At 70.7% G+C, this 15,322-nt stretch carries 11 protein-coding genes; 7 read left to right on the top strand and 4 right to left on the bottom strand.

The annotated features are described in order from the left end of the window. Nucleotides 1–15: 15 nt before the first annotated feature. The 3 genes from ACFVYE_RS11650 to ACFVYE_RS11640 form a co-directional block, all read right to left on the bottom strand. Nucleotides 16–2,490 (bottom strand): protein kinase, encoded by a 2,475-nt coding sequence (locus ACFVYE_RS11650; protein ID WP_389605209.1) that lies wholly within the window; start codon nt 2,488–2,490, stop codon nt 16–18. 255 nt (nt 2,491–2,745) lie between these two features. After that, the gene (gene meaB / locus ACFVYE_RS11645; protein ID WP_383968152.1) at nt 2,746–3,702 is read right to left on the bottom strand and encodes a methylmalonyl Co-A mutase-associated GTPase MeaB; all 957 of its coding nucleotides are present in this window, start codon (nt 3,700–3,702) and stop codon (nt 2,746–2,748) included. Nucleotides 3,703–3,763: 61 nt separating this feature from the next. Beyond that, complete coding sequence (locus ACFVYE_RS11640; RefSeq protein WP_389605207.1) at nt 3,764–4,963, bottom strand: acetyl-CoA C-acetyltransferase; 1,200 nt, start codon at nt 4,961–4,963, stop codon at nt 3,764–3,766. 135 nt (nt 4,964–5,098) lie between these two features. Here ACFVYE_RS11640 and mce point away from each other — a divergent pair, with 135 nt between their 5' ends. From mce to ACFVYE_RS11605, 7 genes are all read left to right on the top strand, one after another. Next, nucleotides 5,099–5,527 (top strand): methylmalonyl-CoA epimerase, encoded by a 429-nt coding sequence (mce, locus tag ACFVYE_RS11635; protein ID WP_114246697.1) that lies wholly within the window; start codon nt 5,099–5,101, stop codon nt 5,525–5,527. Nucleotides 5,528–5,691: 164 nt separating this feature from the next. Beyond that, a complete protein-coding gene (scy, locus tag ACFVYE_RS11630) occupies nt 5,692–9,522 on the top strand; it encodes a polarized growth protein Scy (RefSeq protein WP_389605205.1) in 3,831 nt (1,276 codons plus the stop codon). 184 nt (nt 9,523–9,706) lie between these two features. Then, complete coding sequence (locus tag ACFVYE_RS11625) at nt 9,707–10,645, top strand: cellulose-binding protein (protein ID WP_383968162.1); 939 nt, start codon at nt 9,707–9,709, stop codon at nt 10,643–10,645. An 86-nt stretch (nt 10,646–10,731) separates the two neighbouring features. Further along, nucleotides 10,732–11,757, top strand: coding sequence for an ABC transporter ATP-binding protein (locus ACFVYE_RS11620; RefSeq protein WP_383968165.1), 1,026 nt, complete (start codon nt 10,732–10,734; stop codon nt 11,755–11,757). A gap of 5 nt (nt 11,758–11,762) precedes the next feature. Beyond that, complete coding sequence (locus ACFVYE_RS11615; RefSeq protein WP_389605202.1) at nt 11,763–12,542, top strand: ABC transporter permease subunit; 780 nt, start codon at nt 11,763–11,765, stop codon at nt 12,540–12,542. 185 nt (nt 12,543–12,727) lie between these two features. Next, the gene (locus ACFVYE_RS11610) at nt 12,728–13,900 is read left to right on the top strand and encodes an ATP-binding cassette domain-containing protein (RefSeq protein WP_383968170.1); all 1,173 of its coding nucleotides are present in this window, start codon (nt 12,728–12,730) and stop codon (nt 13,898–13,900) included. After that, the gene (locus ACFVYE_RS11605; RefSeq protein ID WP_383968174.1) at nt 13,897–14,769 is read left to right on the top strand and encodes an ABC transporter permease subunit; all 873 of its coding nucleotides are present in this window, start codon (nt 13,897–13,899) and stop codon (nt 14,767–14,769) included. Before ACFVYE_RS11610 ends, ACFVYE_RS11605 begins: the two co-directional genes overlap by 4 nt. Before the next feature lie 42 nt (nt 14,770–14,811). Here the strand turns inward: ACFVYE_RS11605 and ACFVYE_RS11600 are convergent, their stop codons facing one another. After that, nucleotides 14,812–15,141 (bottom strand): ATP/GTP-binding protein, encoded by a 330-nt coding sequence (locus ACFVYE_RS11600; protein ID WP_383968177.1) that lies wholly within the window; start codon nt 15,139–15,141, stop codon nt 14,812–14,814. Nucleotides 15,142–15,322: the final 181 nt, after the last annotated feature.

Below are 15,322 nucleotides of genomic sequence, written 5' to 3'. Positions count from 1 at the left end.
CGTTCGCCGGACGGTTCACTCGGGCAGCGGTACGGAGACCGTGGTGCCGTCGTCGTACACGACATGCACGACACCGCCGACCGGCAGCACCTGCGGGTCGAGCAGTTCCCTGTCCAGCTCGACGCCATCGGTGACGGAGTCGTACGTCGGTGTCCTGCTCGGGCCCGGGGCGCCCGGAAGCCGGGTCCTGGCCGGTGAACCCAGGGTGCCATCGGGGCGGATCGGGACGGTGTACAGCGTCGTGCTGTCCGCCCAGACCACGGTGTCGGCGACGATCATGGGGTCGGAGACCGGGTTGCTCATGCCCTGTGCCACCTTCCCGCGGAGGGGGAACCGGCCGAGTGCCCGGCCGTCGTCACGGCTCACCACGACAAGCTCATCCGGAATGTCGTCGCTGCTCCGGCGCCACACCATCACCCGGTCGTCGAGCGCGGCGAGCGTCGCCCCGGCAACGAGCGCGGGGTCCACCGGCACCCGCCCCTGCGACTTGAGCGTCCCCGCCGAGAACCGCAGCAGGATCGCGTCAGTACCGAAGCCCGAGGGGTCGTCGTTGATGACGTAGGCCGTACAGAAGGCGGAAGCACCGCGCACCCGGAGGTTCCCGCACCCCGTGTTCGACCCCTCGCCGGTCCCCTGAACGGCTTCGCCGCCGGCCGTGCCGAGCAGCGTGCCGTCCTTCGGCCGGAATGACTTCGGCGCGTCCTCACCGATCGCGTACACCACCTTGCCATCGGTGGCGACCGGCCAGAAGTTGCCCTTCTGGGCATCGGAGATGTCCTGCGGAGCCAGCGGCTTGTGCCACTTCTCGGCGCCGGACCTCAGGTCGTAGGCGGCGAGCTCCGCGCCCTCGGGCGACCATGTGGTGGCGGCGAAGACCAGACCGTCGACGACCAGCGGTGCGCTTTCCAGGTTGTGCGCACCCCCGGACCGGGTCTCCCAACGGACTTCCCCCGTACGGGCGTCCAGCGAGTGCAGCCGGTCGCCCGCGGCGAGCAGCACGGTGTCGTCGTACACGGTGGGGCGGGTGGCACTGGCCGGCATGAAGAACTGACCGCTCGGCCCCCAGCCCGCCGCCTGCGAGGTCTCTCCCGTGTCCAGCGTCCACATCCGGTGCCCGTCCGCCGCCGACAACGCCTCGTACGTACCGTCCGTCTTCCGGCAGACCACGACGTCCCGGCCCGCGGAGCAGCCGATCGGCGACCCCGAGAACTTGCCCTTCCAGGACTTCGTCCACCCCGCAGGACGGACATTGCGGCCGTACGAAACCGTGCCGGAGCCGTCCGGGCCGCCGTTCTCGTCCACACCGGCCACGATCCTGGCAGCTGCGGGTGAACCTCCCCGGGGTGAAGCCTCGTTGGGGACATTGCGGTGGTGGCGCCAGGCCAGGACGCCCCCGGTGGCCGCACCCAGCACGATCAGCGCGGCAAGGGCGGCGCCCAGGGCGCGCCGCGAGCGGCGCGGTGGCTGTGCGAGACCGGGGCCCTGGGTGGGTGCGATGTGCAGGCCCGGAGTGAAGTCGGTTCCCCGGGTGGGCAGTTGATGGGGTGCGCCATGGCTTCCGATGGCCGCTTCGGTCGGTGTGTACCCGGGCAGAAGCGGCCCGCCCAGCGCCATGACCCGGGCCAGTTCGCGCTCGTACTCGGCGATGTGCTGCTCCACCGGCTCCGGCCACCGTGCGGCCGCGTCGGGGGCGAGCCGCTGTGCGAGTTCCGCAGCGGTGGGGCGGGAGGCGGGGTCGACGGCCAGGCAGTCCTCCAGGACGGCACGGAGCGCCTCGGGCACATCGCCGAGATCGGCCTCGACGTACTTGACCCGGTAGAGCACGGCTGCGACCGGACCGTCCCCGAAGGGATCGCGTCCGGTGGCCGCGTAACAGAGCACGGAGGCGAGGCAGAAGACGTCGGAGGCGGGGACGACGCGTCCGCTGCCCGCCACATGCTCCGGGGACATGAAGGCGGGGCTGCCGACCATGCGACTGGTGGTGGTGAGCGGGGTCGCGCCGGCGTCCCGGGCGATGCCGAAGTCGATGAGCCGCGGACCGTCCGACGCGAGCATCACATTGCCGGGCTTCACATCGCGGTGGACGATCCCTGCCGCGTGGACGGCCGCCAGGGCGCGGGCCAGTCCGGCGCCGAGCATCCGAACTTCGGCCTCGTCCATCGCGCCCGCCCTGCGGACGGCTGCGGACAGAGTCGGTCCTGCCACGTATCCGGTGGCGAGCCAGGGCACTTCGGCGTCGGCGTCCCCGTCGAGCAGCAGGGCGAGATGAGGGCCGGCGACAGACCGGGCGACGGTGATCTCCCGGCGGAAGCGGTTGCGGAAGCCGGGGTCCTGGGCCACGTCGCGGCGGACCGTCTTGACGGCGACCGGTTCGCCGCCTCCGTCCCGGGTACCGAGGAAGACCTCTCCCATGCCGCCCGCGCCGAGCCGGGCCCGTATCCCGTAGGGACCGATCCGTCTGGGCGAGTCCTCCCGCAGTGGACCCAGCATGCGCCACTCCCCCCGTCGGTACGCATGAAACGCCGGACACCCGGTTCACGTATCGGCCGTAATCCTGCCACGGACACGTCACCGGCCGCAGCGCAGGTCAGCGCGGAAAGCACGCCTCCGGACCACAACTGACGCATCTTCAGGAGTCAGGGGCGGGGATGCGCGGCGCGATGGTTCCGCGGTGGCGACGTACAGACGTCTGCGGACGGTCCCGGGAGCGGCCCGCACGCCGCTCCCGGACCCGTCCGGACGGGATCAGGCCCCGGTGAGTCCTGCCACGAGCTCGTCCGCCGCCGCGTACGGGTCGAGGCTCCCCGCCACGATGCGTTCGGCGAGCGCGCCGATGTGACGGTCGCCGTGCAGATCGCCGATGCGCTCACGCAGTCGCGTGACGGCGATCGTCTCGACTTCGCGGGCCGCACGGGCCATGCGCCGCTCGGCGAGCACTCCGTGCTCCTCCATCCACGCCCGGTGCTTCTCCAGCGCCTCGACGACCTCGTCGATGCCCTCGCCCCGGGCGGCGACCGTCTTCACGATCGGCGGCCGCCAGTCGCCGGGACCGCGGGACTCGCCGAGGCCCAGCATGTGGTTGAGCTCGCGCGCGGTGGCGTCCGCGCCGTCCCGGTCGGCCTTGTTGACGACGTACACATCGCCGATCTCCAGGATTCCGGCCTTCGCCGCCTGGATGCCGTCGCCCATGCCGGGCGCCAGCAGGACGACGGAGGTGTCGGCCTGGGAGGCGATCTCCACCTCCGACTGGCCGACGCCGACCGTCTCCACCAGGATCACTTCGCAGCCCGCCGCGTCCAGCACCCGGATCGCCTGCGGTGCCGACCAGGCGAGGCCGCCCAGATGTCCGCGGGTGGCCATGGAGCGGATGTAGACGCCCGGGTCGGAGGCGTGCTCCGACATCCGGACCCGGTCGCCGAGGAGCGCCCCGCCGGAGAACGGCGAGGACGGGTCGACGGCCAGGACGCCGACCCGCTTGCCTGCCCGCCGGTACGCCGAGACCAGCGCCGACGTCGATGTCGATTTGCCGACACCGGGTGAGCCGGTCAGACCGACGACGTACGCGTTGCCCGTCAGCGGCGCCAGGGCCGCCATCACCTCGCGCAGCTGCGGCGACGCCCCCTCCACCAGGGAGATGAGCCGGGCCACGGCCCGCGGGCGGCCCGCACGGGCCTGCTCGACCAGGGTGGGGACGTCCACCATCACCGCTCCGTTCACTCGCTCGTGCTCTACGTGTACTACGTGCTGCCTGCCCGGGCCGTTCCTACTTGGGAACGCGGATGATCAGCGCGTCGCCCTGGCCGCCGCCGCCGCACAGTGCCGCCGCACCGGTGCCGCCGCCGCGCCGCTTCAGCTCCAGCGCCAGGTGCAGCACCACACGGGCGCCGGACATGCCGATCGGGTGACCCAGCGCGATGGCGCCGCCGTTGACGTTCACCTTTTCCGGGGTGATGCCGAGGTCCTTCATCGACTGGACGGCGACCGCGGCGAACGCCTCGTTGATCTCGACGAGGTCGAGGTCCGCGACCTCCAGGCCGGCCTTCTTCAGGGCGTGCTTGATGGCGTTGGACGGCTGCGACTGGAGCGAGTTGTCCGGGCCCGCCACGTTGCCGTGGGCGCCGATCTCGGCGATCCAGTCCAGGCCCAGTTCCTCGGCCTTGGTCTTGCTCATGACGACGACCGCGGCGGCGCCGTCGGAGATCTGCGAGGAAGTGCCCGCGGTGATCGTGCCGTCCTTGGTGAAGGCCGGGCGCAGCTTGCCGAGGGACTCCGCGGTCGTCTCCGGGCGGATGCCCTCGTCCTTGGAGAAGAGGACCGGGTCGCCCTTGCGCTGCGGGATCTCGACCGGGGTGATCTCGGCCTCGAAGATGCCGTTCTTCTGGGCGGCGGCGGCGCGCTGGTGGGACAGGGCGCCGATCTCGTCCTGGTCGGCACGGTTCAGGCCGAGGCGGGTGTTGTGCTTCTCGGTGGACTCACCCATCGGGATGTTCTCGTAGGCGTCGGTCAGACCGTCGTACGCCATCGAGTCGAGCATCTCGATCGCGCCGTACTTGTAGCCCTCGCGGGACTTCGGGAGCAGGTGCGGGGCGTTCGTCATGGACTCCTGTCCACCGGCGACGACGACGTCGAACTCACCGGCGCGGATCAGCTGGTCGGCGAGCGCGATCGCGTCGAGCCCGGACAGACACACCTTGTTGACGGTGAGCGCGGGGACGTTCATCGGGATGCCCGCCTTGACCGCGGCCTGGCGGGCCGGGATCTGGCCCGCACCGGCCTGCAGGACCTGGCCCATGATCACGTACTCGACCTGGTCGCCGCCGATGCCGGCCCGGTCCAGCGCGGCCTTGATGGCGAAGCCGCCGAGATCGGCCCCGGAGAAGCTCTTCAGCGAGCCGAGGAGGCGGCCCATGGGCGTACGCGCGCCCGCGACGATCACTGAGGTGGTACCGGTCGTTCCTGACATGAGGCGCAGCCCCTTGGGATTAGAAGTGAACGAGGGTTTACATGAATGTACTGAGCGGTACCTCGCCCGTCATCCAGCAGCGGGTGTGATCGCGCGCACGTTGCGTAACCATCGCCGGAGCGCTGCACTGGTTGCATGCTGACGCGAATCGACCACATCGGGATCGCCTGTTTCGACCTCGACAAGACCGTCGAGTTCTACCGCTCGACCTACGGGTTCGAGGTGTTCCACTCCGAGATCAATGAGGAGCAGGGCGTGCGGGAGGCCATGCTCAAGATCAACGATACGTCCGACGGCGGTGCTTCCTACCTCCAGCTGCTGGAGCCGACCCGGGAGGACTCGGCCGTGGGCAAGTGGCTGGCAAAGAACGGGGAAGGTGTCCATCACATCGCCTTCGGCACCGCGGACGTCGACGCCGACGCGGCGGACATCCGGGAGAAGGGGGTCAGGGTGCTGTACGACGAGCCCAGGACCGGTTCGATGGGCTCCAGGATCACCTTCCTGCACCCCAAGGACTGCCACGGCGTCCTCACCGAACTGGTCACGTCCGCAGCGGAGCACTGACCTCCGGATACCTGGCCCGGTAGAGTGGGCGATTCCGGGCCGGGGCCGGGTCGGGGCCGCGCCGCGTCCCCAGCCGTTGATCTGTCACCATTCCCCGGGGGACCGTTCACCGGCGAACGGTACTCGTTGGAGAGTTGCGACCAGGGGACGGATGGGACCGCGCAGTGCGGGGCTACGAACGCCAGGAGAGCCACCGAGCTGAAGACGACCATCTCTCGCGGTTCGAAGCCGAGATGGACCGGCTGAAGACCGACCGGGAGAAGGCCGTCCAGCACGCCGAGGACCTCGGTTACCAGGTCGAGGTCTTGCGCGCCAAGCTGCACGAGGCTCGGCGCAATCTCGCGACCCGTCCCGCATACGACAGCGCGGACATCGGCTACCAGGCCGAGCAGCTGCTCCGTAATGCCCAGATCCAGGCCGAGCAGCTGCGGACCGACGCCGAGCGGGAGCTCCGCGACGCCCGTGCGCAGACGCAGCGGATCCTGCAGGAGCACGCCGAGCACCAGGCGCGGCTCCAGGCCGAACTGCACAACGAGGCCGTGCAGCGGCGCCAGCAGCTCGACCAGGAGCTGGCCGAGCGCCGTCAGACCGTCGAGTCCCATGTCAACGAGAACGTCGCCTGGGCCGAGCAGCTCAGAGCCAGGACCGAGTCCCAGGCGCGCCGGCTGCTGGAGGAGTCCAGGGCCGAGGCCGAGCAGTCCCTGGCGGCCGCGCGCGCCGAGACGGGCCGGCTGGCGGACGAGACCCGGCAGCGGCTCGGCTCCGAGGCGGAGTCTGCCCGTACCGAGGCCGAGGCGATCCTGCTGCGCGCCCGCAAGGACGCCGAGCGGCTGCTGAACGCCGCCTCCAGCCAGGCGCAGGAGGCCACCAGCCACGCCGAGCAGCTGCGTACGTCGACGACGGCCGAGACCGAGCAGACCCGGCAGCAGACCGCCGAGCTGAACCGGGCCGCCGAGCAGCGCATGCAGGAGGCCGAGACCCAGCTGCGCGAGGCCCGTCTGGCGGCCGAGAAGGTCACCAGCGAGGCGAAGGAGGCCGCCGTCAAGCGGCTGGCCGCCGCCGAGTCGCAGAACGAGCAGCGCACCCGTACGGCCAAGTCGGAGATCGCCCGGCTGGTCGGCGAGGCCACCAAGGACGCCGAGTCGCTCAAGGCAGAGGCCGAGCAGGCGCTCGCCGATGCGCGCGCCGATGCGGACCGGCTGAAGTCCGAGGCGTCCGAGAAGGCCCGCACGGCGGCCGCCGAGGACGCCGCTGCCCAGCTCGCCAAGGCCGCCAGGGCCGCCGAGGAGGTGCTGACCAAGGCATCCGAGGACGCGAAGTCCACCACCAGGGCGGCGAGCGAGGAGGCCGATCGGATCCGCCACGAGGCGGAGGCCGAGGCGGACCGGCTGCGCGGCGAGGCCGCCGAACAGGCCGATCAGCTCAAGGGCGCGGCCAAGGACGACACCAAGGAGTACCGGGCCAAGACGGTCGAGCTGCAGGAGGAGGCGCGCAGGCTGCGCGGCGAGGCCGAGCAGCTGCGTTCCGAGGCGGTCGCCGAGGGCGAGCGGATCCGTGGCGAGGCCCGCCGTGAGGCCGTCCAGCAGATCGAGGAAGGCGCGAAGACCGCCGAGGAACTGCTGTCCAAGGCGAAGTCGGACGCGGAGGAGCTGCGCACCACCGCGGGCACGGAGAGCGAGCGGGTCCGTACAGAAGCGACCGAGCGCGCCACCGCGCTGCGCAAGCAGGCCGAGGAGGCCCTGGAGCGCGCCCGTACCGAGGCCGAGCAGCTGCGTACCGAGTCCGAGGAGCAGGCCCGGTCCACCACCACCGCGGCCGAGCAGGCGGCGGCGGAGCTGCGCGAGGAGACCGAGCGTGCGGTCGCGGCCCGGCAGACGGAGGCGGCCGACGAGCTGACCCGGCTGCACACCGAGGCCGAGACCAGGGTCACCACCGCCGAGCAGGCGCTCACGGACGCGCGCGCCGAGGCGGAGCGCATCCGGCGTGAGACGAACGAGGAGTCCGAGCGGCTGCGCGTGGAGGCCGCCGAGCGGCTGCGGGCGTTGCGGGAGCAGGCGGAGACCGAGGCGGAGCGGCTGCGCGACGAGGCCGCGGCGGATGCGTCGCAGTCGCGTGCGGAGGGCGAGGCCGTCGCCGTACGGCTGCGAAGCGAGGCGGCCGCCGAGGCGGAGCGGCTCAAGTCCGAGGCGCAGGAGAGCGCCGACCGGGTGCGTTCCGAGGCCGCTGCCGCCGCGGAGCGGGTGGGCACGGAGGCCGCCGAGGCGCTGGCCGCCGCCCAGGAGGAGGCGAACCGGCGCCGCCGGGAGGCCGAGGAGACCCTCGACGCGGCACGCACCGAGGCGAACCAGGAGCGCGAGCGGGCCCGCGAGCAGAGCGAGGAGCTTCTCGCATCCGCCCGCAAGCGGGTCGAGCAGGCGCAGGCCGAGGCGCAGCGTCTGGTCGAGGAGGCGGACCGCCGGGCGACCGAGCTGGTCTCCGCGGCCGAGCAGACAGCCCAGCAGGTACGGGATTCGGTCAACGGGCTGCAGGAGCAGGCCGAGGCGGAGATCGCCGGGCTGCGCTCCACCGCCGAGCATGTCGCGGAACGGACGAAGTCCGAGGCGCAGGAGGAGGCGGACCGGGTCCGCTCCGATGCGTACGCGGAGCGGGAGCGGGCCGGTGAGGACGCGGCGCGGATCCGCCGGGAGGCGCAGGAGGAGTCCGAGGCCGCGAAGGCGATGGCCGAGCGGACCGTCTCCGATGCGATCACCGAGGCCGAGCGGCTGCGCGCGGACACCGCGGAGTACAGCCAGCGGATGCGTACCGAGGCCTCCGACGCGCTGGCCTCGGCCGAGCAGGACGCGACTCGCAGCCGGGCCGAGGCCCGCGAGGACGCCAACCGGATGCGTTCCGATGCCGCGGCCCAGGCCGACCGGCTGGTGGGCGAGGCGACGGGCGAGGCCGAGCGCATCCGTACGGAGTCGACGCAACAGGCCACCCAGCTCGTCGACGAGGCGACACAGCAGGCGGTCCGGGTGGCGGACGAGGCCACGGACGAGGCCGAGCGGCTGCGTGCGGAGGCAGCGGCCACCGTCGGCTCGGCACAGGAGCACGCGGCCCGCACCCGCGAGGAGTCGGAGCGGGTAAGCGCCGACGCGGAGGCGGCGGCCGAGCAGATGCGTGCCGAGGCCCGTCAGGAGGCCGACCGGCTGCTCGACGAGGCGCGGGAGGCCGCGTCGAAGCGCCGTGCCGATGCCGCCGAGCAGGCGGACCAGCTCATCAACAAGGCCCAGGAGGAGGCGTTGCGCGCCGCCACCGAGGCCGAGGAGCAGGCCGACACGATGGTCGGCGTGGCCCGCAAGGAGGCCGTGCGGATCACCTCGGAGGCGACCGTCGAGGGCAACTCCCTGGTGGAGCGCGCCCGTACGGACGCGGACGAGCTGCTGGTCGGCGCGCGCCGGGACGCCACAGCCATCCGGGAGCGTGCCGAGGAACTCAGGACCCGGATCGAGAGCGAGATCGAGGAGCTGCACGACCGGGCCCGGCGGGAGACCTCCGAGCAGATGAAGACGGCGGGCGAGCGCGTCGACAACCTGATGAAGGCGGCGACCGAGCAGCGCGACGAGGCGGCGTCCAAGGCCAAGGAGCTGCTGGCGGACGCCAATTCGGAGGCGAGCAAGGTCCGGATCGCGGCGGTGAAGCGGGCCGAGGCGCTGCTGAAGGAGGCCGAGCAGAAGAAGGCCACGCTGGTCCGTGAGGCCGAGAAGCTGCGGGCCGACGCCGAGGTCGAGGCGAAGCGTACGGTGGACGAGGGCAAGCGCGAGCTCGATCTGCTGGTGCGTCGGCGCGAGGACATCAACACCGAAATCTCCCGTGTCCAGGACGTGCTGGAGGCGTTGGAGTCGTTCGAGACACCGACGGGCGGCGGCAAGGGCGCGGGGGGCGGCTCCGCCGGTGGCGTCAAAGCCGGTGCATCAGCGGGCACTCGATCGAGTGGCAAGTCGTCCGAGGGGTAGTCGCCCTGTCATCTCCCGTGCTTCGTCAAGGACGTTCAACCCTCCGAGTGGCAAGAGTTGCGGGGGTTAGCCACTCAAAAGGGGTGTCATTCTCCAGATCAAACGGGCATCCACTCGATGACACGCCGCTCGGGCCCCTAGGATTCCCTCTAACACCTCACCGGTCTCATTCGACAGGAACCTCATGAGCGACCCTTCCTCCCCCTTCGGCTTCGAGCTCGTGCGACGTGGATACGACCGCGGTCAGGTGGATGACCGCATTACCAAGCTCGTCGCCGACCGTGATAGTGCTCTCGCCCGCATCACGTCTCTGGAAAAGCGCATCGAGGAGCTCCACCTCGAAACGCAGAACGCCCAGGCCCAGGTGAACGACGCGGAGCCGTCGTACGCCGGTCTCGGCGCGCGCGTGGAGAAGATTCTCCGCCTGGCCGAGGAGGAGGCGAAGGACCTGCGCGAGGAGGCCCGTCGCGCCGCCGAGCAGCACCGTGAGCTCGCCGAGTCGGCCGCCCAGCAGGTGCGCAACGACGCCGAGTCGTTCGCCGCCGAGCGCAAGGCGAAGGCCGAGGACGAGGGCGTTCGTATCGTCGAGAAGGCCAAGAGTGAGGCCGGCTCGCTGCGTACGGAGGCCCAGAAGGACGCCGCTCAGAAGCGCGAGGAGGCGGACGCCCTCTTCGAGGAGACCCGCGCCAAGGCCGCCCAGGCCGCCGCGGACTTCGAGACCAACCTCGCCAAGCGCCGCGACCAGTCGGAGCGCGACCTCGCGTCCCGTCAGGCCAAGGCCGAGAAGCGCCTCGCCGAGATCGAGCACCGCGCCGAGCAGCTCCGCCTGGAGGCCGAGAAGCTCCGTACGGACGCCGAGCGCCGGGCCCGTCAGACGGTGGAGACCGCGCAGCGCCAGTCCGAGGACATCGTGGCCGACGCGAACGCGAAGGCCGACCGGATCCGCAGCGAGTCGGAGCGCGAGCTGGCGGCGCTCACCAACCGCCGCGACTCGATCAACGCTCAGCTGACCAACGTCCGCGAGATGCTGGCGACGCTGACCGGTGCCGCGGTGGCCGCCGCCGGCTCCCCCGCCGACGACGAGCCGGTCACCCGCGGCGTCCCGGCTCAGCAGACCCGCTGACCCCGCAGTACCTCAGCTGTACCCCTTGCGCGCCCGGTTCCGCCCTTGTGGTGGCGCCGGGCGCGCGGCCGTTCTAGCGTGAACGCATGATCGAGCTTGATGGTCTCACCAAGCGCTTCGGCAACAAGGTTGCCGTCGACCGGCTTTCGTGCCGTGTCAGACCTGGCATGGTGACGGGCTTTCTGGGCCCCAACGGTGCGGGCAAATCCACGACGATGCGGATGATGCTCGATCTCGACAACCCGACCAGCGGTTCGGTGCGCATCGACGGCAAGCACTACCGCGACCTGGAAGAACCCCTCAAGTACATCGGGGCGCTGCTCGACGCGAAGTCGATGCACGGCGGGCGCAGCGCGTACAACAATCTGCTCTGCCTCGCGCAGAGCAATCGCATCCCGGAGAGCCGGGTCGCCGAGGTGCTGGACACCGTCGGTCTGAGCGCGGTGGCGAGGAAGAAGTCGAAGGGCTTCTCCCTCGGTATGGGCCAGCGGCTCGGCATCGCGGCGGCGCTGCTCGGCGACCCACAGGTGCTGCTCTTCGACGAGCCCGTCAACGGTCTCGACCCCGAGGGCATTCACTGGATCCGCAATCTGATGAAGGCGCTCGCCGCGGAAGGCCGGACGATCTTCGTCTCGTCGCATCTGATGAGCGAGATGGCACTCACCGCGGACCATTTGATCGTGATCGGTCAGGGCCGGCTGCTCGCCGACACCTCGATGGCCGACTTCATCCACCAGAACTCCCGCAGTTATGTACGTCTGCGCTCCCCGCAGCAGGAGCGGCTGCGCGATGTGCTGCACGAGGAGGGCCTGATCGTGGTCGAGACGGGCAGCGGCACGCTGGAGATCGACGGCGCCACCACCGAGTCACTGGGAGAGCTCGCCGCCCGGCATCAGATCGTGCTGCATGAACTGAGCTCCCAGCGGGCCTCCCTGGAGGAAGCGTTCATGCAGATGACGGCGGACTCCGTGGAGTACCACGCACACTCGGAGCTCGGTGAGGCACCACCGCCCGTGGGCCCGCACTGGGGTGACGAGTGGAACCAGCAGACCGCCGCCGGCACGGCCGGGAACGGCACGCCGGGCGTAGCCGGCACCGGCAAGGGGGCGTGACGACGATGGCATCGGTACCCGCGGTCCTGACCTCCGAGTGGACCAAGATCCGTACGGTTTCGTCGACCGTCTGGACCCTGGTCTCCGCGTTCGTCGTCACCGTCGCGATGAGCGCGGCGCTCTGTGCCCTGATGAACGCCCAGTTCGACGACCTTCCCGCGGCCGAGAGGGCCACCTTCGACCCCACCCTCATCAGCTTCTCCGGCATGGTTCTCGGCCAGCTGGCCATGGTCGTATTCGGTGTGCTGGTGGTCGGTACGGAGTACAGCTCGGGCATGATCCGCACCTCGCTGGCGGCCGTGCCCCAGCGCGGTTCCTTCCTCTTCAGCAAGGTCGCGGTGGCCGGTGTGCTGGCCCTGGTGGTCGGCATCGCCACCAGCTTCGTCTCGTTCTTCCTCGGGCAGTCCCTCCTCGGCGACCACCACACGGACATCGGTGCGGAGAATGTCCTGCGCGCGGTGGTCGGCGGCGGCCTCTACATGGGCCTGATCGGGATCTTCTCCATGGGTGTGGCGACGATGCTGCGCAGTTCCATGCTGTCGCTCGGCATCCTGATGCCGTTCTTCTTCCTGGTCTCCCAGATCCTGTCGGCGGTCCCGGGTACGAAGAAGGTCGCCCGCTACTTCCCCGACCAGGCCGGATCCAAGATCATGCAGGTTGTTCCGGACGCCATGAACAGCAACCCCGCTCCGTACGGGCCGTGGGGCGGGCTCGGCATTCTGGTCGCTTGGGTGGCGGCCGCGCTGGTCGGCGGCTATCTCGTACTGAAGAAGCGGGACGCATGACCGGTGGGAGGACGCAAGACCCGACCGGCCCGGAAGCACTCCGTCCGCTCCTGTCGGGAGGCGACGCGCTCTCGTAACGACTTGGTCGGAACCGTCAAGGCCTGGATATCCTCCTAACTCTTACGGGGGGCGTGCGGCCTGACGGCCTGGGCCCCGACGACAGACGAAGTCGATGGGGCTGGAGCATGATCGAGGCAGTCGGCCTGACCAAGCGCTATGGCGCGAAGACGGCCGTGTACAACCTTTCCTTCCAGGTGCGGCCGGGGGCCGTCACCGGATTCCTCGGTCCCAATGGGTCGGGCAAGTCCACCACCATGCGCATGATGCTGGGCCTGGACCGACCGACTTCCGGCCACGTCACGATCGGCGGCCACCCCTTCCGCAGTCTGCCGAACGCTCCGCGGCAGGTGGGTGCTCTGCTGGACGCGAAGGCGGTGCACGGCGGGCGCAGCGCCCGTAACCACCTCCTCTCGCTCGCCCAGCTCGCCGGCATCCCGGCCGCCCGGGTCGACGAGGTGCTCGGTGTCGTCGGCCTCCACGACGTCGCACGGAAGCGGTCCAAGGGCTTCTCGCTCGGTATGGGCCAGCGGCTCGGCATCGCGGCGGCGCTGCTCGGCGACCCACAGGTGCTGCTCTTCGACGAGCCCGTCAACGGTCTCGACCCCGAGGGCATCCTCTGGGTCCGCAATCTGATGAAGATGCTGGCGTCGGAGGGCCGTACGGTCTTCGTGTCCAGCCATCTGATGAGCGAAATGGCACTCACCGCCGACCATCTGATCGTGATCGGCCGCGGGCAGCTGCTCGCCGACATGAGCGTCAAGGACTTCATCTCCGCCAATTCGGCCGACTTCGCCCGGGTGCGGGTCGCGGACGGTGTGCAGGAGCAGCGGGAGAAGCTGACCGCCTCGCTCACCGAGGCGGGCGGCCAGGTCATGTCGGAGCCGGACGGGGCCCTGCGGATCACCGGTCTGCGGCTGCCGCGGATCAGCGATCTGGCGCACGAGTCGGACGTCCGGCTGTGGGAGCTCTCGCCGCACCAGGCCTCGCTCGAGGAGGCGTACATGCGGATGACGCAGGGCGTCGTGGACTACCGCTCGACGGTGGACCAGAAGGCCGGGCTGCAGCAGCCGGTGCACGGCGAATACGGACAGCAGCCCGGTTACGGGGCGCCGCAGCCGCCGGTCCCGGAGATGCCGCAGCAGGGCTGGTACGCCCCGCCGCCGCCCGGGCAGAACCCGTACGCGGGAGCTCCGGCGGCACCCGCCGCCGCGGCCCCTGCAGCCCCTGCAGCCCCGGCTGCGCCCGCCGCAGCCCCTGCGGACCTGACCAAGCGCGAGACCAGCGAGGACGCCCGATGACCACACCGCCGACCCCGCAGGCGCCGCACCAGCAGCAGGCCCCGGTCCCGCAGCAGAACTGGCAGGGCGCACCGGCCGGGTTCTACGCCTCACCGATCCCGGTGCGCCGCGCCACCCTCGGCGACGCGCTCGCCTCCGAGTGGACCAAGATCCGTTCGGTGCGCTCCACCATGTGGACGCTCGGCGTCATGATCGTGTTGCTCCTCGGCCTCGGACTGCTCGTCGCGATCGGGGTCAGTGCCGCCGACGCCAACATCGGCGACACCCCGGTGCTCAGCTTCGGTTTCTTCGGGGTGCTGCTCGGTTCGATCTGTGTGATCACGCTCGGCGTGATGACCATCGCCTCCGAGTACGGCACCGGCATGATCCGTACGACGCTGACGGCCTGCCCCGACCGTGCGCGGGTGCTGACCGCGAAGGCGATCGTCTTCTTCCTGCTCACCTTCGTCATCACGACCGTGACGACCGCGCTGGTCGGCGCGTTGCAGATGGCCATACTCGGCGGCGAGGCACCCACCGGTGACGACTGGCTGCGCGCCACTGTCGGCGTCGGCCTCTACATCGCGACGCTGGGCCTGCTCTCGCTCGCGGTCGGCTCTCTCATCCGGCATTCCGCGGGTGCGATCACGATCATGATCGGGGTGGTGCTGCTACCGCTCGTGCTGGCCATGTTCATGTTCGCGGAGTCGCTCGGCGACCTGCGGCAGGCGCTCTTCGAGTACTCGATCCCCAGCCAGCTCAGCGCGTTCTACGACACCTCGGTCACCGGGTCCGGGCCGTCCGGCTGGGATCCACTGTGGATCATGCTCGGCGTCACGGCGGTGGCCATGGCCGGTGCCTATGTGTCGCTGGAGAAGCGCGACGTCTGACCGGCCACCGGCTGCCGGACACCGTTCGCCTGCCGCCGGAGATCAGTAGCGAGGCGCGTTCCTGGACCGCTGCACCTGCGTGGTGCGGCGGTCCTTCGCGTTCCAGCAGGCCTTGTGCCAGTGCCGGCGGTCGTCGATCCCGCCGTACTCGGACCAGGTCACCAGGTGCGGGACACCGGACGGGATCTCCTGGTCGCAGCCGGGGCAGCGGTAACGCTTGCCGGCCGCGCTCGCGCCGCTCACCGGGCGGACCGACCACTCCTCGCCCTGCCACTGTTCGGTGCGTCCGCCGCCGCCGTACCGGGCCCCCGGCTCCGCTGTGCTGTCGTGGGGACTCTCGCCGCCTCGGGGGCGGTTGCGGCGCGGGGACACGTGACACCTCACGGGGCAGGCTGGGCAGTTCCCGTCAAGCGTAGGGCCATTCGGCGGAGCGAGGTGTCCCGCACGGCACAGGACGGCGCACGAGACGGGGTGAGTTAGCGGAAAATCGCAACAACTTGCCTACGGACCGTGCCTTTGGCACGTGTCAGACGTTGTTGCCAGTAGGGGAGAG

Source organism: Streptomyces sp. NPDC058239 (genome assembly GCF_042882185.1).
Taxonomy (GTDB): domain Bacteria; phylum Actinomycetota; class Actinomycetes; order Streptomycetales; family Streptomycetaceae; genus Streptomyces.
This window is presented reverse-complemented; position numbering and strand designations above follow the sequence as displayed.